Genomic DNA, 20,654 nt, shown 5'->3' with positions numbered 1-20,654 from the left:
GTTTGGACAATGCTATGAACAGATTATTATTATGTTATGTTTTTTTATTTTCCTGTATTTCAGTATCGCAGGCAAGTGTGGTTGTTGGCGGCACACGCGTGATCTTCGATGGCACACAAAAGACAACGACAGTGTCTGTTCAAAACAAAGATAATGTAACAAATATAGTACAGTCCTGGATCTCTATCGTTGATGATACATCGCCAGCGAAAGATTCATTTATTACTACCCCTCCTCTGTTCCGATTGAAGGCGGGTGAACAAGGATTTGTGCGCATTCTCCGTTCAGGTAAACCTCTGCCGGAAGATCGGGAGTCGATGTTTTGGCTGAACGTTAAAGGAATTCCTGCAATGGAAAACGCACCAGACAAGAACATGGTGCAATTTGCTATCAATTCCCGAATTAAACTTATTTACCGACCCGCAGCCTTAAAAAAAGCCATTCCAGAAAACTACGCTGAGAAACTGCGATGGTCCAGTGAAGGAAGAGAGGTGAAGGTGAAAAATGACTCTCCACTATATATGAATTTCTCAGGGATATTTATTAATGGCAAGGCAGTACCTGAAGCGTGGTTTATTGCACCTTACTCAACGATAAAAATACCGGTAGCAAGCGCATCTTCATCTGGGAAAAGAGAAGTCACATGGAGCGTGATCAATGATTATGGTATGTCAGGACCGAAATATACTGCCATCATTCAGTGATATTGAGTGTAATAATACATTTGTATTGAAAAGCAGCTACATTGCTATTCTCTGCTGTCTTGGCACAATCTCATTACCGACTCTCGCTGGGGAATACTTTAACCCACACTTACTTGAAGTGAATGAAACGGGTGCGACAGCCGTAGATTTATCCTATATCTCCCAGGAAACCGTACCTCCGGGTAAATACAATCTCGATGTCTATCTTAACGACAAGTTTATTACTTCTGAATCCATCGTTTTCAAGCCGCAAAATGAAGGTGATGAGTCTTCTGCTCAGCCGTGTATCAGCGTTGCGCAACTGAAAGAGTGGTCGATCAAAACCGAAGATTATCCCGAACTCACGGTGGCTGGCTCCGGGTGCGCAAAGCTGTCCGCGATCCCCGGATGGGAGACGGCGGTACAGCTTTCGCATCAGCGGGTCGATTTCACTTTGCCTCAGGTCGCCATGCTGCACCGTCCGCAGGGTTATGTTCCCGAAAACAGATGGCAGCAGGGCATTACGGCCGGGCTGTTTAATTATAATCTTTCCGGGCAAAAAACCGATCCGCGACACGGCGGCGAATCGACGTCCAGCCAGTTTGTCAGCCTGCAACCGGGTGTGAACGTTGGACCATGGCGTTTACGAAATTACAGCACCCTCAATCATAATAATGATGGTAATCAGTGGGACTCCGTCTACAGCTATATTTCACGTGATATTCACGCCCTGAAAGGCCAGATGATAATGGGGCAGACCTATACCTCATCAGGCGTGTTTGACAGTATCAGCTTCACCGGTCTGCAACTGAACTCAGATAAAGAGATGCTCCCGGATAGCATGAATGGTTTTGCTCCGGTCATTAAAGGGATCGCGCGCACGACCGCCGACGTGACGGTTTATCAGAACGGATACAGCATCTATAAAACCACGGTCTCTCCTGGCGCATTCGAAATAAACGACCTTTACCCAACCGGGAGCGCGGGCGATCTCTATGTGACGGTAAAAGAATCCGATGGCAGCGAGCAGAGCTTTGTTGTGCCTTTCGCTTCGCTGGCGATTTTACAGCGTGAGGGACAGGTCGATTACTCTTTCAGCAGTGGTAAAACGCGCTCGGGGAGTTCAGGAGGAAAGGAGTATAACTTCCTGCAATCTACAGTCGCCTGGGGTGCACTGAGTAACGTCACGCTATACAGTGGTTTCCAGCAATTAGAAGATAAATATAGTAATTTGCTCCTGGGAGCCGGGTTTAATCTGGGTTCTGTCGGCGCGCTCTCATTTGATGCTTCCCAGTCTGTGGCTGATATAAAAGAAAATCCTGCATCGGATAAAACGTCATCCAGTGAAGGGCAGTCTTATCGCGTGCGCTTTAGTAAAGATTTTCCGCTGACGGGAACCAACTTTTCCGTCGCTGGCTATCGTTATTCAACGCATGGCTACTACTCGCTGCAAAATTTCATTGATAACGCGAATTCTTACAGCGGCTGTTGTTCGTCAACCGGGCGGACGAAAGACCGATTTGACGCTTCAGCTTCTCAGGTTTTCTCAGGGTACGGTTCGCTCTCCCTTTCACTGGTCAGTGAGTCCTACTGGGATAATTCACGTATGGAGTCTCTGGGCGTGAGTTATAGCAACACCTTTGGCCGGGTGTCATATTTCATCAACTACTCCTATAACCGAAATGTGCAGAGCACTAGTCAGAACAGTGATAGTTCACCGTCCAGCGATAACATTATTTCCCTCACCGTGAGCGTACCTTTCGGCGCAGATATGTCGGCTAACTACAATATGAACAGTAGTCGGAAGGGCGACACCACGCATAGCCTTGGTTTAAATGGTACAGCCTTTACGGACCGTTCCCTGAACTGGAACGTGCAGGAAGGATATAACGCAAACGACAGAAGTACCTCGGGGAACGTCAACCTGAACTATCAGGGTTCAAAAGGTGAAGTGGCGGCTGGATACGGTTATGACAGCTATAGCTCTCATTATAATTATTCGCTGCGCGGCGGGATGGTTGCCCACTCCGGTGGCGTCACTTTTTCACGCTATCTTGGCGAAAGCGTGGCGCTGGTTGAAGCACCCGGCGTCAGCGATGTCGCAGTGCGTGGACAGACTAACGTGATGACCGATTCTGCAGGCTATGCCGTCGTGCCCTATGTTCGACCCTATCATGAAAATAATCTCTCCCTTGATGAGCAGCAGGTCTCGGGGGCGGAAATCGATAATATCGTCAGAACAGTGGTACCGACGCGCAGCGCTATCGTTAAGGTAAAATACGATACCTGGATTGGCTATAAGGCGATGATGACTCTGCACTTTCGTAACAAAGAAGTCCCCTTTGGCGCGATTGTTTCACTTAATGATGAAGGCCAGGATACAAAAGAGAACAAAAGCTCAATTGTGGGCGATGCCGGGCAAGTATATCTGACGGGTTTACCGGCAAAAGGCCTATTGTTGGTTAAGTGGGGAGATGAAAATAGCTCCCAGTGCCGTTTCAATTATGATTTATCAAGTAATAAATCAACCGACGACATTGTTTTTTATCAGGCAAATTGTCAGTGAGCAAAATATGAACAGATACCCTATGTGGGCGGTTAAAATGATCACGAACAATATGTGTTTTTCTCTTCTGAGGAATACCTGTCTGTTGGTGTTATGTTGTATCACTCAACTGTTTGTGACCTCTACCGCTTGGGCCTACGATGCTAATAGCACTGTTAATTTTAATGTTACCGGTATGATTGAGGAGCCCTCCTGTGAGGTGTTGGTAAAACCTTCTGAAAATATAGATTTAGGCACGGTATCTTATCAACATATGACCGGGAAACCGGGGGCTAACAGTGAAAGTGTCCCTGTTCAACTCGAATTTGATAATTGCTCGAAAGATACTGCATCGGTCACCATTACATTTAGTGGCGCTTATTTTGATAATACATATTCGATGATATACAAAAATTCTCAGACCGATAGTTCTGGGGCGAAAGGTGTTGGGTTACAGTTGCTTAGCCTTAACGGTGCTAAATCTTTAGGGCCAGGCGATCAATATACCTATACTTTCAGCGATGAAGCAAGGGGGCACGTTTTTGATATGATTGCCAGAATGTATACACCTTATGGCCAGATAACTGCCGGTAATGTGCTTTTTACCGCCACATTTAACGTGTCTTATAAATAACAAGTAACGTGCAGAGAAGAATATGTTTAAGAATATTTTATTACTACTGGCGTTAGTCTTCCCAATTTATGGTTGGTCATGTGAGACGGGCACTAATTATGGTGACGTGTCGATGACTAATCTACCTGAGCAAATATTGATTAATGCGGGAAGTTACTCGGCAGGAACTGTTCTCTATGATTCAGGCCAGATTTCTCGTTCACAAACCTATGTTATTAACTGTCAGGGTAATATATATTCACAATTTGCATGGTCTTCCGGAAATACGGTCTCATCTGTTAGCGATGGAATATATACAACTAGCGTGCCTGGTATCGGTCTCAGAGTTAAGGTTTGGCTGAATGTTACCGGGGAATATGATGGTGATACTAATGATTTCAATGCGGATTATAGCCAACATTATATCGGTGATGCGGACTTTTACCTGGGTAAACCAAACGGGCTTCTTGATTACTGGGCTGGCACATATTATACCCCGATGTACCAGCTACAACTTGTCGCCACCGGCGGAGCGATTGCCAGCAATAGTTCCCTGACGCTGAAGGATCCCGTCTCCTCGGTTTCGATTAGAGATAGTTCTGGAACGATGGTTATTTCCCAACTGCACGTGACCGGTACGACAAAAATCCAGCTGACGCCGATGGGCTGCACGGCAAGTTCGACCGCACTGAATTTCCCAATGGGCTCGGTTAAAACGAGTGAATTTAATCTCTCCGCTAAGGCCGGTTCTGCCCAGCAGACGCTGACATTATCCTGTGAACCCGGAACTAACGTGACGATGCGTATTACGGCGACAGAAGCGGAGGGTGATAATCCAGACCACACCGTGATTGCTCTAACGCCCGGCGAAAACGTGGCGACCGGTGTAGGGGTTCAGTTGAATATTAATGGCGCGCCGCTATCTATGAATACCTCCACCTACAGGGTATTCGACCCGGTTAACAGAACGACGGTGACGAACTCTGGTGCTGAGGCGAGCTATACGAAATTCACCGATCCTGCTAACCGTGGCGGGGCGGCGGCATCAAACTCGCTGACGTTTACGACTAACTATTACAAAACGGGTTCTGAAGTGACACCCGGAACCGCCAACGCGAGCGGAACGATAACGTTCACCTACAACTAGCGTATAAAGATTCCCCGGTCAGCCGACCGGGGAGTGAGTCATAGTTAATGCGCCTGACCCTTCTCAATACCGATACCGGTCTGCGAACGGATAAACTGCGCGCGGAACCGCTCGCGCTCGCGTAATCCTTCCTCAGAGTTATCGGTGGCGGAGAAGAACCAGATACCGACAAAGGCAATGGCGATAGAGAACAGCGCCGGATATTCATACGGGAATACCGCCTTTTCGTGACCGAGGATCTGCACCCAAATAGTCGGGCCGAGGATCATCAGAATCACCGCGGTCAACAGGCCCAGCCAGCCGCCAATCATCGCCCCACGGGTGGTCAGCTTCGACCAGTACATTGACAGCAGGATAATCGGGAAGTTACAGCTGGCAGCGATAGAGAACGCCAGGCCGACCATAAACGCGATATTTTGATTCTCGAACAGAATGCCCAGCAGAATCGCCACCACGCCCAGAATCAGCACGGTAATCTTCGACACTCTCAACTCTTCGCGTTCGGTTGCGCCTTTCTTAAAGACGTTAGCGTAAAGATCGTGAGACACCGCCGATGCGCCCGCTAGCGTCAGGCCAGCCACCACCGCCAGAATCGTGGCGAAGGCGACCGCTGAGATAAAGCCGAGGAACAGGTTGCCGCCGACCGCATCCGCCAGATGTACCGCCGCCATATTGTTGCCGCCGATAAGCTGTCCGGCCGCGTCTTTAAACGCCGGATTCGCCCCCACCAGCATGATGGCGCCGAAACCGATGATAAAGGTCAGAATGTAGAAGTAGCCCATAAAACCGGTAGCGTAGAACACGCTCTTACGCGCTTCTTTGGCATCACTCACGGTGAAGAAACGCATCAGAATATGCGGCAGCCCCGCGGTACCGAACATCAGTCCAAGACCGAGCGACAGCGCTGATATCGGGTCTTTCACCAGCCCGCCGGGGCTCATAATCGCCGAGCCCTTAGGATGGACCGCCATCGCTTCGGTGAACAAATTATTGAAGCTGAAGCCGACGTGCTTCATCACCATAAAGGCCATAAAGCTTGCGCCGAACAGCAGCAGCACCGCTTTAATAATTTGTACCCAGGTGGTGGCGAGCATGCCGCCGAACAGGACATAGAGCACCATCAGCACGCCGACCAGCACCACCGCAATGTGGTAGTTGAGGCCGAACAGCAGTTGGATAAGTTTGCCTGCACCAACCATCTGAGCAATCAGATACAGCGCCACCACCACCAGCGAACCGCAGGCGGAAAGGATACGAATCGGCCCCTGTTTAAGACGATAAGAGGCGACGTCGGCGAAGGTGTAGCGCCCGAGGTTACGCAGGCGTTCAGCGATCAGGAACAGAATAATCGGCCAGCCGACGAGGAAGCCGAGGGAGTAGATCAGACCGTCGTAGCCGGAGGTGTAGACCAGCGCGGAAATCCCGAGGAACGAGGCCGCCGACATAAAGTCACCGGCAATTGCCAGCCCGTTCTGGAAGCCAGTGATATTGCCGCCCGCGGTGTAGTAATCGCTACGCGAACGCACGCGTTTTGACGCCCAGTAAGTGATGTACAGCGTCAGAGCGACGAAAATCAGGAACATGATAATCGCCTGCCAGTTGGTCGGCTGGCGCTGTACCGCGCCGGTGATGGCGTCTGCGGCGTTGGCGGTAAAAGGGAGCGTGGCGGCGAGCGCCGTCAGAACTTTCTTCATGATGCTTTAACCTCGCTGAGAATGCTCTTCGTCAGCTGGTCAAATTCACCGTTTGCCCGCCAGACGTAAATTCCGGTTAGTACGAAAGAGATAACGATTACGCCGATACCAATCGGAATACCCCGGGTGACGCTGGTTCCCGCATGCAGCGGCGTGCCCAGCCAGCCGGGAGCGAAGGCGATAAGCAAAATAAAACCCACATAAATCACCAACATAATCAGTGACAGGATGGTGGCAAACCTTTGCCGGGCTGCAACAAGCTCCCTAAAATGCGCACTATTTTCTATCCGCTGACAAATCTGATCGTTCATCGTAGCGTCTCCAGAGGTTCCCTTTTCGTCATCCACGCGCCATCTGCCGGCAACACTCATCCGCCCGGCAGTTAACTGTCGGGAATCAGCCTGTTTACCGCTTTCCTGCTACCTGAAATCCTTGGGGGAGTAGTATTTATGTCCTCTCCCCTGGTGGGGAGAGGGTGTAGGGGATCGGTCTTTTATGATGGCATAGCGATGGCCTGCTTCTCTTCGAGCAGTTTTTCCACCACACCAGGATCGGCGAGCGTTGAAGTATCGCCGAGGTTACTGGTATCGCCCGCGGCAATCTTGCGCAGAATACGGCGCATGATTTTGCCCGAGCGGGTTTTCGGTAAGGAATCGGTCCAGTGCAGGATGTCCGGCGTGGCCAGCGGCCCAATCTCTTTACGTACCCAGTTGCGTACTTCGGCGTACAGCTCCGGCGAGGGTTCTTCGCCATGATTGAGCGTGACGTAGGCGTAGATGGCCTGGCCTTTGATGTTATGCGGAATGCCCACCACCGCCGCTTCGGCGATTTTCGGATGTGACACCAGCGCGGATTCAATTTCGGCAGTGCCCAGACGGTGCCCGGAAACGTTCAACACGTCATCCACGCGACCGGTGATCCAGTAATAACCGTCTTCATCACGGCGCGCGCCGTCACCGCTGAAGTACATATTTTTAAAAGTGGAGAAGTAGGTCTGCTCGAAGCGTTCGTGATCGCCAAACAGGGTGCGCGCCTGGCCCGGCCAGGAGTCGGCGATGGCCAGGTTGCCCTCGGTTGCGCCTTCCAACGGCGTTCCTTCGTTGTCCACCAGCACCGGCTGGACGCCGAAGAATGGACGTGTAGCGGAGCCGGCTTTCAGCTCAATCGCGCCCGGCAGCGGGGTGATCATAAAGCCGCCGGTTTCGGTCTGCCACCAGGTATCCATCACCGGGCATTTCTCGTTGCCGATCTTCTTCCAGTACCACTCCCAGGCTTCCGGGTTAATTGGCTCACCGACGGAGCCGAGAATGCGCAGGGAGGAGCGGTCGGTGCCCTCAATCGCTTTATCGCCTTCCGCCATCAAAGCGCGGATCGCCGTGGGGGCGGTATAGAGAATGCTGACCTGATGCTTATCCACCACCTGGCACATACGCGCCGGGGTTGGCCAGTTGGGTACGCCTTCGAACATCAGCGTCGTCGCGCCGCAGGCCAGCGGGCCGTACAGCAGGTAGCTATGGCCGGTGACCCAACCGACGTCGGCGGTACACCAGTAGATATCGCCCGGATGGTAGTCGAAGACATATTTAAAGGTCGAGGCCGCGTAGACCAGGTAGCCACCGGTGGTGTGCAACACGCCTTTGGGTTTACCAGTTGAGCCGGAGGTATAAAGGATAAATAGAGGATCTTCGGCGTTCATCTCTTCCGGCTGATGCTCTGCGCTGGCTTTCTCAATCAGATCGCTCCACCACAGGTCGCGGCCTTCCTGCCAGTCGATTTTGCCGCCGGTACGTTTGAAGACCACCACATTCTCAATGCTTTTAACGTTTGGATTTTTCAATGCGTCATCAACGTTTTTCTTCAGCGGGATCGCGCGACCGGCGCGCAGCCCTTCATCAGAGGTAATAACCAAACGGGAGTTCGAGTCGATGATGCGACCGGCGACCGCTTCCGGCGAGAAGCCGCCGAAAATTACCGAGTGGATAGCGCCGATGCGAGCGCAGGCCAGCATTGCCACCGCCGCTTCCGGCACCATCGGCATATAGATAGCAACGACATCGCCCTTTTTAATACCGAGGTCGAGCAGGACGTTGGCAAAGCGGCAGACGTCATGATGCAGTTCGCGATAAGAGATATTTTTGCTCTGGCTGGCGTCGTCGCCTTCCCAGATGATCGCCGTCTGGTCGCCGCGTTCCGCCAGATGGCGATCGAGGCAGTTAGCGGCCAGGTTCAGGGTGCCATCTTCGTACCATTTGATGGAAATGTTGCCCGGCGCGAAAGAGGTGTTTTTCACGCGAGTGTAGGGCTTGATCCAGTCGAGGATTTTGCCCTGCTCGCCCCAAAAGGCATCAGGGTCGGTGATGGACTGCTGATATTGCGCCTTGTACTGTTCCGGGTTAATCAGGCAGCGTTCCGCAATATTAGCGGGAATAGAGTGTTTATGTATTTGGCTCATGGCTTTTTTTCTCCTGTAGGTTGTTAAATATATGTCAAATAAACGTTAATAGTAGGGCTTTTGACGGCTTTGTTTTCTATTTGGGGGGCAGATCACGCATTAATTGAACTGAATGAAAATCAATCAAATGAAACTTTGAGGTGAAATAATTTCTGAAGTGTATTTATAGAAATTGAATATATTAAATATTTTTTATAACAAATACTTATGCAACGTAAGGCGACCATATTAGCGAGTTTATGCATAAAACCAGAGTAAACCCCTGTTCTTAAAGACTTGCGTAGCATGCCGTGCAAATGATACTGATACTGCGCGTTAAATAACCCCACAGAGCAACGCAACACAATTCATACCCCTTTCAGTGGGTGCCATTACCTTCTGGAATGGTGCCTTTCATTGAGGAAGTCTGTAGTGAAGAAAAAAACAAAAGTCAGCCTGGCCTGGCAAATTTTGCTGGCCCTGGTGCTGGGCATACTTCTGGGCAGTTACCTGCATTACCATGCCGAAAGTCGCGACTGGTTAATCTCGAATCTCCTGACGCCTGCCGGCGATATCTTTATCCACCTGATTAAAATGATCGTCGTACCGATTGTGATTTCGACCCTGGTGGTCGGTATTGCGGGGGTGGGCGATGCGAAGCAACTGGGCCGTATCGGTGCGAAAACCATTATCTATTTTGAAGTGATCACCACCGTGGCTATCGTGCTGGGGATTACACTGGCTAACGTCTTCCAGCCGGGTACCGGGATTGATATGTCGCAGCTGGCGGCGGTGGATATTTCAAAATATCAGAGCACCACGGCGGAAGTGCAGAGCCACGCGCATGGCTTTATGGGCACGATCCTCTCGCTGGTGCCGACTAACATCGTAGCGTCGATGGCGAAAGGCGACATGCTGCCGATTATTTTCTTCTCGGTGCTGTTCGGTTTAGGGTTATCTTCGCTGCCCGCCACCCATCGTGAACCGCTGGTCACGGTGTTCCGTTCCATTTCTGAAACGATGTTCAAAGTGACGCACATGGTGATGCGCTATGCGCCGATCGGTGTGTTCGCGCTGATCTCGGTGACAGTAGCAACCTTCGGTTTTGCCTCATTGTGGCCGCTGGCGAAACTGGTGATTCTGGTTTACTTTGCCATTCTGTTCTTCGCGCTGGTGGTGTTGGGGCTGGTGGCGCGTGTATGCGGACTAAGTATCTGGATCCTGATTCGCATTCTGAAAGACGAGCTGATTCTGGCGTACTCCACCGCCAGCTCCGAGAGCGTGCTGCCGCGTATTATTGAGAAAATGGAAGCCTATGGCGCACCGGCGGCGATCACCAGCTTCGTGGTGCCGACCGGCTACTCGTTTAACCTTGATGGCTCAACGCTGTACCAGAGCATCGCGGCTATCTTTATCGCCCAGCTGTACGGTATTGACCTGTCAATCTGGCAGGAAATTACCCTCGTGCTGACGCTGATGGTGACGTCGAAAGGGATTGCGGGCGTGCCGGGCGTCTCCTTCGTGGTGCTGCTGGCGACGCTGGGCAGCGTGGGGATTCCGCTGGAAGGTCTTGCCTTTATTGCCGGCGTTGACCGTATCCTTGATATGGCGCGTACCGCGCTGAACGTGGTGGGCAATGCGCTGGCGGTGCTGGTTATTGCCAAATGGGAACACAAGTTTGACCGCAAAAAAGCGCTGGCGTATGAGCGTGAAGTGTTGGGCAAATTTGATAAAACGGCGCAATGAAATGCGTTTCACTTGCGCCAGCGTTTGATATTGTGGGTTTCGTAGGCCGGGTAAGGCGTTAGCCGCCACCCGGCAGAAATGCGGGCACAATGTTTAAAGCAGGCTTGTCCAAATAAAAAGCCCGGTGACATTGCACCGGGTTTTTTCTTATCTTTTGCTTATCCTGTCGAACTCTTCGCACCCGGTATCAAACCCTTCCTGACAGCTGACGTTGAGCCAGTGCAGCGCTTTCTGCTTATTCGGTTCGATAAAGCCCTTTTCCCCTTGCTGGAACAGCATTCCGGCCCAGTATTCGGCATAGCCGGTGCGGGAGAGGGCGGAGCTCTCTTTAAAGTACTGCGTCGCCTTTGCGTCATCTTCCGGTGAGTGAACGCCGCTGGCGTAAATCAGCCCCAGCAGCATTTGGGCGTCGACGGCGGAGTCGCTTTCCGGGTCCCGAGCTGCATCCTGCAACAGCGTAATGGCGTGCGGATAGTTCGGCGTTCCGGCCTGCTGATTTACCAGTACGCGGGCGAGAACAATTTCACCCGCCTTGCTGCCAACCTGCACGGATTGTTCTGCCAGCGCTTTGGCCTGGTGATAGTCGGCCTGCTGCGGATTGCGAATCTTAAGCTGTGCCAGCAGCGCCAGCGCATCGCCGTCACCCTTGTCAGCTGCTTTTTGCGCCCAGTATTCGGCCTGCGGAAAATCGCCGAAGCTAACGTAAGTATCCGCCAGGTAATATTGTGCGCGCGGATCGCCAGCTTCGGCTTGCTGTTTGTATTGGCTGCCAGGTTCCATGGCTCCTGCGGTGAGGCTTACCATCACCAACAGTAAATAGAGGTATTTCATTTTTTATTATCAGTAGAGGACATAGTGAGCAGTATAAAGGGAGGCGAAGAAGAAGAAAACGACGGGAACTCGTGGGGAGTCCTCATGCTTTACCCGAACAAGAGTGCCGTCTGTTTCCCGGGGGCGGCGCTAACGCGCCTTGCCCGGGCCACAAATTCACAGCCGTTTGCGGTCCGGCAGCCCGGATAAAGCGTTAGCCGCCATCCGGGATTACAGAATCACAGCCGTTTGCTGTCCGGTAGCCCGGACAGGTGCGAAGCACCGCCTCCGGGGAGGCGGCTTGATTAACCCATCGCGCTTTCGCGCAGGCGGGATTTCAGCTTGTTGTACTCGTCAATCACGTACTGCTCGGCGGCACGCTGGTCAGTGATCCGCTCAATGTTGACGGCGCAGTACTTATACTCCGGCGTTTTGGTTATCGGACTCAGGTTCTCGGTCACCAGCTCGTTACAGGCGCCAATCCACCACTGATAGGTCATATAGACCGCCCCTTTGTTCGGGCGATCGCTAACCTGCGCGCGGGTGATGATGCGGCCTTTACGCGAGTTAACCCACACCAGCGCTTCATCCTCAATGCCCAGACGTTCGGCATCGGCGGTATTGATTTGCGCATAGCCAGGTTCATCCGCCAGCGCGGCCAGCGCAGCACAGTTACCGGTCATCGAGCGGCACGAGTAGTGGCCGACTTCACGCACCGTCGACAGCACCATCGGGTACTGCTCGGTGAGCTTGTCAATCGGCGCGACCCAGTCGCATGTGAAGAACTGCGCCAGACCGTTCGGGGTATCGAACTTCTCTTTAAACAGATAAGAGGTCCCCTGGTCGGCGTCGGACTCGTCGCGACATGGCCACATGATGTAGCCCAGCTCGCCCATTTTCTCGTAGGTGGCACCGTAGAAATCCGGGCACAGATGACGCAACTCGTCCCAAATTTCCTGGGTGTTGTTGTAATGCATCTTGTAGCCCATCCGGGTGGCGATTTCGCTGATAATCTGCCAGTCGGTTTTCAGGTCCCACTTCGGCTCTACCGCTTTAAAGAAGCGCTGGAAGCCGCGGTCCGCTGCGGTATAGACACCTTCATGCTCGCCCCACGAAGTGGACGGCAGGATGACATCAGCCGCCGATGCGGTTTTGGTCATGAAAATATCCTGGACGATAACCAGTTCCAGTTGTTCAAACGCTTTACGCACGGCGGACAGTTCGGCGTCGGTCTGAAGCGGATCTTCACCCATAATGTACGCTGCCCGCACTTCGCCGTGATCCGCGCGATGCGGCAGTTCGCTGATGCGATAACCGGTATGTTCCGGCAGGCTGTCAACGCCCCAGGCTTTGGCGAATTTCTCGCGGTTTTCCGGGAACTTGACGTACTGATAGCCGGGATAAGTATCCGGCAGCGCACCCATATCGCAGGCGCCCTGAACGTTGTTCTGGCCACGCACCGGGTTGACGCCAACGCTCGGCTTGCCGAGGTTGCCGGTCATGATCGCCAGGCTGGTCAGTGAACGCACGGTCTCCACGCCCTGGTAGAACTGGGTGACGCCCATACCCACAGAATGGCGGCGGATTTCGCGCTGGCGTACATGCGGGCGCAGGTGCGGATCTCCTGAGCGCTGACGCCGGTAATCTCTTCCACCGACTCCGGCGTATAGCCTTCGACGATTTTGCGATATTCCTCGAAGCCCTCAGAACGGCTGGCGACGAAAGATTTATCGTAGAGATCCTCTTCAATAATGACGTGCCCGATGGCGTTGAGTAGCGCGATGTTCGAGCCGTTTTTCAACGCAATGTGCATATCGGCAATGCGCGCGGTTTCGATTTTACGCGGATCGCAGACAATAATTTTCGCCCCATTGCGTTTGGCGTTAATTACGTGATTCGCCACAATAGGGTGTGAATCTGCCGGGTTGTACCCGAAGATAAACACCAGATCGGTGTTGTCGATCTCAGTGATGGCATTACTCATAGCGCCGTTACCGACCGATTGGTGCAGACCTGCAACCGAAGGGCCGTGTCAGACGCGAGCGCAGCAGTCGACGTTATTAGTACCAATAACGGCGCGCGCGAATTTTTGCATCACATAGTTAGTTTCATTACCCGTCCCGCGGGACGAACCGGTAGTCTGAATTGCGTCCGGGCCATACTTCTCTTTAATGGCGCTGAGACGGGTGGCGACGTAGTCGAGCGCCTCATCCCAGGAGACGGATTCCAGTTTGCCGCCACGCTGGCGACGGATCATTGGGGTTTTGAGGCGTGGGGTCAGGATCTGGGTATCGTTAATGAAATCCCAGCCATAATAGCCTTTCAGACACAGGGTACCCTGGTTGGTTTTCCCCTGCGCCGCCTCAGCCCGGACGATTTTGCCGTTATCGACCACCAGGTTGATTTTGCAACCTGATGCGCAATATGGGCAAACCGTGACGACTTTTTTCATCGGTCTTGCTCCAGTTAATCAATTGGCGCATACGCGCTATCGCACGGCCACTATGCATCTTCTATGCCATGTTTTCATTATGGGTATCGACTGATGATACGTCGTTTTTTTGGGCAAAATGCTGACGAAAAACAGGCTATCGTCAGTTTTGACGTGTCGAAGTGGAAGGATGTGACGGGGGAAGGGAAATCCGGGTAAGGCGTTTAGGCCACAACCCGGAAAAATTTATGCTAAATAACAGCTGCGGGCCAGCGCCGCCGCGCCCTGCGCGCCGTTAAAGGCCGATGAGGATGCCGCAACAAAGCGCAGCGCCTGATACGGCAGCGGGCGGCGAACGTAGGTTTTGACCATTGCGATTAACGCGTCGCGCGGGAAGGCGGGCATATCCATCACGCCGCCGCCGAGGATCACCGCGTCCGGGTCAAACAGGTTGATGCTGGTGGCGATGGCGCGAGCGGCGTGGTTCAGCAACGTCTGGACAAACGGTTCTTGTACGGCGTGAATAAACAGCTCGCCAAGTTCATAAGCCCTCGGCTCCTGTTCGTACCAGCGTTTAAGCGCGATACCGGAGCAGACGGTTTCCAGGCAGCCGGGATTGCCGCAAGCGCAGGTGAGGGCGTCATCGCCCTGCGGAATATGCCCCAGTTCGCCCGCCACGCCGTGCGCCCCGGTCCACGGCGCACCGTTCAGCCAGATAGCGAAACCCATTCCGGTACCGAGATAAGCCGCCAGCACCTCCTGCTCTTGCAGACCATTCTCCTGGACGTCAAACGAGAGCTGTAAATTGACGTCGCGGGAAAACTCCACCGGGCAGCCTAATGCTGCTTCCAGCCGATCGGCCAGGTTATACAGATCGTCGGCGGTCAGAGGCAGATTGGGGGTAGAGATAATCGTGCGTTTGTCTTTCGCCACCAGCGCCGGAAAGCCCATCACCAGCCCACAACAGTGGGCAGAGTGGTTGGCAAGCTGCCGCTGTAGCAGGCTTTGAATACCGCTGACCAGGCCATCGGCGGCGATAACGTCCGCAGTGCGCAGCTTTTCGCAGTGCAGCGTTTCGCCCTGCGCCGTTTGCAGGCAAAAACGGATATGGGTCGCCCCCATATCCACGCCCGCGACGACGTTAAGCTGTTTTTGCATGAGGCAGTACCTCGTTTTTCGCCGCCAGGATCTGCTCCACCATCACCTGCCACGCGTCATGGATGTTGTCACCATGGTTAAAGAGACCGGACGTGCCGACGATAAAGACATCTGCGCCCGCCGCCATCAGTTTTTCGTAGGTGGCTTTGTTGCAGGATCCGTCAATTTCGATTTCGTAGCTCAGTCCTTCGCGCTCGCGCCAGGCTTTCAACTCAGCGATTTTCTCCAGCATTTCCGGGATAAACGGCTGTCCGGCGAAGCCTGGATCGACGGTCATCACCGTGATTTTGTCGGCTTTATGAATGTAGTACTTCATGGTCTCAACCGGAGTTTCCGGGTTGAGGATCAGCCCTACTTTCATACCGTGGCGACGGATTTCCTCAATCAGGCGGAAGGCCTGGCCGTTGATGGTTTCCGGATGCAGAGTGATAAAGTCCGCGCCCGCCTGCGCCAGCTGGCTGATGTAATCCTGCGGGCGGGTCACCATCAGGTGGCAGTCCAGCGGTTTGCTGGCCAGTCTCTTCACCTGGCTGACGAAAAACGGCGACAGCGTCAGGTTCGGCACAAAATGGCCGTCCATAATGTCGATGTGAAAATAGTCTGCGTGCTGGTCGATAAACTCGATCTGTTCTTTAAATTTCAGCAGATCCATACACATTAAAGAGGGAGCAATTTTCATTATAAATTCCTTACTTACTGATAAGACGGTCGAGAGCGACAGCCGCGATGATTAATCCGCCCATCACCACCAGTTGGTAGTAGGTTTGTACTTGCAGAATGTTCAGGCCGTTGTTGATGGTGCCGATGATTAAGCCGCCAATGACCACCGAGAAGATGCGTCCCTTGCCGCCGAAGAAGCTGGTGCCGCCGATAATGGCGCTGGCGATGGCGTACGTTTCAAAGCCCATGCCCGCCAGCGGTTCCGCCGCGCCGAGACGCGCCGTAGAAACCACGCCCGCAAGGCCAGCGCAAACTCCGGAGATAATAAACACCAGCAGCATGTGGAATTTGACGTCGATACCGGAGTAGAACGCGGAGTTTTTGTTGCCGCCCAGCGCATAGATGTTGCGTCCCAGCCGGGTGCGAGTGGTCAAAAACCACAGCAAAACCGCCACAATCAGCGAGAAAATGACCGGTACTGGAATGCCCAACGGCGTGGCGGCAAAGAAGTTAACGAAGCCAAATGAGAAGCCGTACACCGAGTTGGCATCGGAAATCACCAGCGTAATGCCGCGGAAAATAGCGTTGGTGCCAAGGGTGATAATAAACGGATGCAGGCCGGTCCAGTTGACCAGGCAGCCGTTAATCGCCCCCAGCGCGCCGCCCACCAGTACGCCGCCAATCAGCGCCGCCAGGAAAGGATCGACGCCCGCCAGCATCAGCTTAGCGGTGACCATCCCGGAGAGCGCGAGGATCGCTCCGACCGACAGATCGATCCCGGCGACGAGGATCGCGAAGAATTCGCCCATGCCGATCAGCACGGTCACCGAACTCTGCACGAAGATCTGCGTAATGTTATTAGTCGTCAGGAAATACTCCGACGACAGGGTGCCAAATATCGCGACGATGATGGCGAGGATAAAAAAGGTGCCGTATTTATCCCAGAACAGCGCGAAGTTAAACGGTTTTTTCTCGTCCATGTCGCCTTTCACTCTTGTGGTAGTGCCCATGCCATAATCTCCTCTTCGCTCAGATCGTCGCGATTGGTCAGGATTTGCGTCAGTCGCCCTTCGCAGAACACGGCAATGCGGTCGCAGACGGCGATAATTTCAGGAAGTTCAGACGACACCATCAGGATGACTTTTCCGTCATCGGCCAGCTGGCGCATCACTTTATAAATTTCGGCTTTCGCGCCAACGTCGATGCCGCGCGTTGGCTCATCGAAAATGATCACTTCGGGATTGCAGCATAACCACTTGGAAATCAGCACTTTTTGCTGGTTTCCGCCGGAGAGTTCGCCAATGTTCTGATCGACTGAATGACACTTCAGCCCCAGCAGCTGGCGCTGCTCTTCAGCCGTTTTGTGTTCACTGCTTTCGTGAAATAGCCCCATTGCCCCTTTATAACCGCCGCGCTTAAGGCTCTGGCTAACCGCCATATTCTGGGCGATGGAAAAATTGGGGAAAAAGCCGTTTTCCCGGCGACTTTCGGTGATGTAGCCCATACCTTTCTTTAAAGCGTCCAGCGGCGAGCGAGGGGAGATCTCTTTGCCATTCAGGTAGATTTTGCCGCCTGCACGCTTATCGACACCGAACAAGCAGTCCATCAATTCAGTGCGCCCGGAGCCCACCAGTCCGGCAAAGCCGAGAATTTCGCCGCGATTGACGCTAAAGGAGATATCGCGAACTTTTTTCTTGTCGTGGCTGGTGACATTTTTCACTTCGAAGACCGTTTCGCGCACGATGTTGCCGGTACTCTCTTTCATGGCGTTAAAGCGGTTTTGCAGCTCGCGACCGATCATCAGGCGCACGATGTCATCGTTATTCACTTCGCTGACCATCCCGCTGCACACGCTGCTGCCGTCTTTCATCACCGTGTAGCGGTCGCAGATGCGGCGAATTTCCGCCAGCTTGTGCGAGATATACACGATGGCGGTGCCCTCTTTGCGCAGTTGGTTCATGATCAGAAACAGGTAATCCACCTCTTTGTTGGTCAACGAAGAGGTGGGTTCATCCATAATCAGCACTTTAGCGTCGAGCATCAGCGTCTTGGCGATTTCCAGCATCTGTTTGTGGCTGATGGACAGGTTCGCTACTTTCTCGTCCAGGCCGACTTTTAATCCAACGCGCAGTAGCATCATTGCCGCCCGCACGCGCATTTCTCGCCAGTCGATAACTTGGACGCCACAGACTTTTTTCGTCAGGTGACGGCCAATATATAAATTCTCCAACACCGTTAATTCATCAATAACGCTGAGTTCTTGATAAATAATACCGATGCCGAGCTGGGCCGCTAATTTATGGTCCAGCTTATCGTAGTTGACGTTATTAATGGTAATGGTGCCTTTGGTCGGTTCATGTATTCCCGACAGAACTTTCATCAGCGTTGATTTACCGGCACCATTTTCCCCTAATAACGCATGTATTTCGTGAGGGTAAACAGTTAAATCAACCGATTTTAATGCGTGAACCGGACCAAAGGATTTGCCGATCCCCGCCATTGAAATATATGGCGTGAGCATAGAGAATTTCCTTTATTACCTATTACTGGGAACGTGCGGTCTTCCCCTCACCCTAACCCTCTCCCAAAAGGAGAGGGGACAGATCGGCGTTGCCGGTTAGTACGTACGCGGTTCGCCTTTCCCCCTCTCCCCTGTGGGGAGAGGGCCGGGGTGAGGGGGATTTTACAGCCTTATTTCGTCACCAGAATAGAATCCACCAGCTTAAATTGCGGGGCTTTATCCAGCGGGATCACCTTGCCGCTCTTCTCGGCTTCGACCATCAGCTTAAGACCGGTTGCGCCAATATCCGCCGGGTTCTGCGCGACGGTAGCCGTCATCTGCCCGGCTTCGACCATCTTGCGCGCTTCCGGAATACCGTCGGTGCCGACGACCAGAATCTTGCCGGTTTTGCCTGCGTTAGCGACGGCTTGCGAGACGCCCATTGCCATGGTGTCGTTAGCGCAGTAAATCGCTTTGACGTTCGGGTTACGCTGCAACACGTTAGTGGCAACATCCAGTGCTTTAATACGGTCCCAGTCGGCGGGCTGGCTGGCAACCAGCTTGATCTGGCTGGCTTTTTTGAAGGCTTCGGTGGCGCCGTTGCGGCGAGCTTCACCGGACGCGTTACCGGCTTTGCCCTCGATAATAGCGACTTCGCCGCCTTCAGCGCCCAGCTTGTCGATGATAAAGTCTGCACCTTTCGCGCCGACCGCCACGTTGTCGGTGGTGACAAACCCTTCCACGTTGCCGCCGGCTTTCTTCAGGTTATCCATATCGATTTTTTCATCGAGGTTGACCAGATAGATGCCCTTTTTCCAGGCTTTAGCCATCGGCATCACCAGGTTTACGGAGGAGAGCGGCGCAAAGGCGATACCTTTGTAGTTTTTGTTGCTCAGATCTTCAAATAGCTGCAGCTGCGACTGGAAATCGCCTTCCGAAGGGGAGGCGAAAATATCGACGCTCACACCCAGCGTTTTCGCTTCGTCTTCAATACCTTTTTTCATATCAACCCAAAATGGGTTGGATAATGTTTTTAATACGACAGCGTAATCGGCGGCGGCAAAGGCGCTGGTGGATAACATGACGCCCATGAGCGTACCGCTGAAAATTTTCAGATATTTATTCATATCAATACTCTCGGTGTAAGGTACAGTTTTATTGATCCCACTGATGTGGGATCGGCTTTTTATTTACTTCAGCGCGCCTGGTGAAAAAAAATTAACAATCGCGCCGGTTTTTTGCATATTTAAATTCGCTTGCTCAATATCTAGTTGTGCGACTGAAACAAAGAACGCATCTAATAGTGTCAGTTGTAATATACGCGCTGAGGCGTTTCGTCCCAATAAAGGTGTCTCTGGTGCTGGCGAACAAATAATAAAATCAGATAATTTGGCAATCGGCGAATGGTAGCTGTGGGTGATACAAATAATTTTCGCCCCATTCTTCTTCGCGAGTTCCACGGCCGATTTAATATCGCTGGTGCGCCCGGAGTGGGAAACCACCAGCACTACGTCGCCTTCTTTCAGCAGCGACGCGGACATCATCATGATATGCGCGTCCGGATAAGTCTGGCAGCGCACGCCGATGCGTAAAAATTTGTGCTGCACGTCAGCACAGATGGCGTTAGAGCCGCCCGCGCCGTACAGGTCGCGCTGATTGGCCTGGGCAAAGAAGCGTGCCGCACGGTGAATCTCATCAACGTTGACGATCGACTGGCCTTCCATAATGGTGCGCAGGGTGATGTTAAAGACCTTGTTCACCACGTCCTGCGGCGCTTCATCAAAAGAGAGCTCTGCCGGGAGGACCTGTTCAGATTGCGAAAAATACGCTTCCAGCGCGCTGCGCAGGTTACGAAAACCGCTAAAGCCCAGCAGTTTAGAAACCTTCACGATCATGGCTTCGGATACCGACAGCGCTTCCGCGACATCCTTTATAGCCGGCGCATCGCTCAGATTGCCGGGCTTAAGCAACCATTCGACGATTCGGCTTTCGTTTTCGGTCATACCTTCCTGCTTCATGCGAAGCCAGGGGGCGAGGCCGATACCGTTGGGGAGCGAACTGGATTCTGACTGACTCATCGCTTTCTCTTTGTCCATAAAATGAAGACGCCACTATATCACCACAGGCAAAACAGAAAAGATACAATCAACTTCACAAAAAATGTATTTTTATAAAGTTTTGTATTCTGTGAAGTTTTGTTGAGTCTTCAAAAAGTGAATTTGTGATTTAACTGTAT

Annotated in this window: 15 protein-coding genes and 1 pseudogene; 5 read left to right on the top strand and 11 right to left on the bottom strand. The window is 52.7% G+C overall.

All coding sequences use genetic code 11. The annotated features are described in order from the left end of the window. Positions 1-14: 14 nt before the first annotated feature. The 4 genes from HV213_RS27270 to HV213_RS27255 are packed head-to-tail and all read left to right on the top strand — an operon-like array spanning position 15 to position 4,988. On the top strand, positions 15-704 hold the full coding sequence (locus HV213_RS27270) for a fimbrial assembly chaperone (RefSeq protein ID WP_181483995.1): 690 nt from the start codon (positions 15-17) through the stop codon (positions 702-704). Continuing rightward, positions 658-3,249, top strand: a complete 2,592-nt coding sequence (locus tag HV213_RS27265; protein WP_181483994.1) for a fimbria/pilus outer membrane usher protein — start codon at positions 658-660, stop codon at positions 3,247-3,249. The genes HV213_RS27270 and HV213_RS27265 overlap by 47 nt, the downstream gene beginning before the upstream one ends. Before the next feature lie 52 nt (positions 3,250-3,301). Further along, a complete protein-coding gene (locus tag HV213_RS27260) occupies positions 3,302-3,862 on the top strand; it encodes a fimbrial protein (RefSeq protein WP_228288640.1) in 561 nt (186 codons plus the stop codon). A gap of 22 nt (positions 3,863-3,884) precedes the next feature. After that, entirely contained in the window at positions 3,885-4,988 is a 1,104-nt protein-coding gene (locus HV213_RS27255) for a type 1 fimbrial protein (protein ID WP_181483992.1), read from the top strand. 44 nt (positions 4,989-5,032) lie between these two features. On the opposite strand, the gene actP is transcribed toward HV213_RS27255, so the two are convergent. The 3 genes from actP to acs all read right to left on the bottom strand — a co-directional run bounded on the left by actP (position 5,033) and on the right by acs (position 9,134). Further along, positions 5,033-6,682 carry a cation/acetate symporter ActP gene (gene actP, locus HV213_RS27250; RefSeq protein WP_181483991.1) on the bottom strand — a complete coding sequence of 550 codons (1,650 nt, stop codon included), beginning with the start codon at positions 6,680-6,682 and terminating at the stop codon, positions 5,033-5,035. After that, positions 6,679-6,993 carry a DUF485 domain-containing protein gene (locus HV213_RS27245; protein WP_110274548.1) on the bottom strand — a complete coding sequence of 105 codons (315 nt, stop codon included), beginning with the start codon at positions 6,991-6,993 and terminating at the stop codon, positions 6,679-6,681. Before HV213_RS27245 ends, actP begins: the two co-directional genes overlap by 4 nt. 182 nt (positions 6,994-7,175) lie before the next feature. Beyond that, positions 7,176-9,134 (bottom strand): acetate--CoA ligase, encoded by a 1,959-nt coding sequence (acs, locus tag HV213_RS27240; RefSeq protein ID WP_181483990.1) that lies wholly within the window; start codon positions 9,132-9,134, stop codon positions 7,176-7,178. A gap of 411 nt (positions 9,135-9,545) precedes the next feature. On the opposite strand from acs, the gene gltP reads away from it, so the two are divergent. Beyond that, a complete protein-coding gene (gene gltP / locus HV213_RS27235; RefSeq protein WP_110274546.1) occupies positions 9,546-10,859 on the top strand; it encodes a glutamate/aspartate:proton symporter GltP in 1,314 nt (437 codons plus the stop codon). A gap of 147 nt (positions 10,860-11,006) precedes the next feature. Here the strand turns inward: gltP and HV213_RS27230 are convergent, their stop codons facing one another. The 8 genes and pseudogenes from HV213_RS27230 to HV213_RS27195 all read right to left on the bottom strand — a co-directional run bounded on the left by HV213_RS27230 (position 11,007) and on the right by HV213_RS27195 (position 20,496). Further along, on the bottom strand, positions 11,007-11,690 hold the full coding sequence (locus HV213_RS27230; RefSeq protein ID WP_181483989.1) for a tetratricopeptide repeat protein: 684 nt from the start codon (positions 11,688-11,690) through the stop codon (positions 11,007-11,009). 284 nt (positions 11,691-11,974) lie between these two features. Then, a pseudogene (gene fdhF / locus HV213_RS27225) lies at positions 11,975-14,121 on the bottom strand (formate dehydrogenase subunit alpha). Positions 14,122-14,346: 225 nt separating this feature from the next. After that, complete coding sequence (gene alsK / locus HV213_RS27220) at positions 14,347-15,258, bottom strand: allose kinase (RefSeq protein WP_181483988.1); 912 nt, start codon at positions 15,256-15,258, stop codon at positions 14,347-14,349. Then, positions 15,242-15,937, bottom strand: coding sequence for a D-allulose 6-phosphate 3-epimerase (gene alsE, locus HV213_RS27215; RefSeq protein WP_181483987.1), 696 nt, complete (start codon positions 15,935-15,937; stop codon positions 15,242-15,244). Before alsE ends, alsK begins: the two co-directional genes overlap by 17 nt. A 10-nt stretch (positions 15,938-15,947) precedes the next feature. Then, complete coding sequence (gene alsC / locus HV213_RS27210) at positions 15,948-16,928, bottom strand: D-allose ABC transporter permease (RefSeq protein WP_110274541.1); 981 nt, start codon at positions 16,926-16,928, stop codon at positions 15,948-15,950. Next, the gene (gene alsA, locus HV213_RS27205; protein WP_181483986.1) at positions 16,907-18,439 is read right to left on the bottom strand and encodes a D-allose ABC transporter ATP-binding protein AlsA; all 1,533 of its coding nucleotides are present in this window, start codon (positions 18,437-18,439) and stop codon (positions 16,907-16,909) included. Before alsA ends, alsC begins: the two co-directional genes overlap by 22 nt. Positions 18,440-18,609: 170 nt before the next feature. Next, a complete protein-coding gene (gene alsB, locus HV213_RS27200; protein ID WP_181483985.1) occupies positions 18,610-19,545 on the bottom strand; it encodes a D-allose transporter substrate-binding protein in 936 nt (311 codons plus the stop codon). 63 nt (positions 19,546-19,608) lie between these two features. Further along, positions 19,609-20,496, bottom strand: a complete 888-nt coding sequence (locus HV213_RS27195) for a MurR/RpiR family transcriptional regulator (RefSeq protein WP_110274538.1) — start codon at positions 20,494-20,496, stop codon at positions 19,609-19,611. Between the last annotated feature and the right edge of the window lie 158 nt (positions 20,497-20,654).

It is taken from the genome of Klebsiella sp. RHBSTW-00484 (assembly GCF_013705725.1).
GTDB lineage: Bacteria > Pseudomonadota > Gammaproteobacteria > Enterobacterales > Enterobacteriaceae > Klebsiella.
The sequence above is the reverse complement of the archived record's forward strand: the minus strand, read 5'-3'. Positions and strand labels throughout refer to the sequence as shown.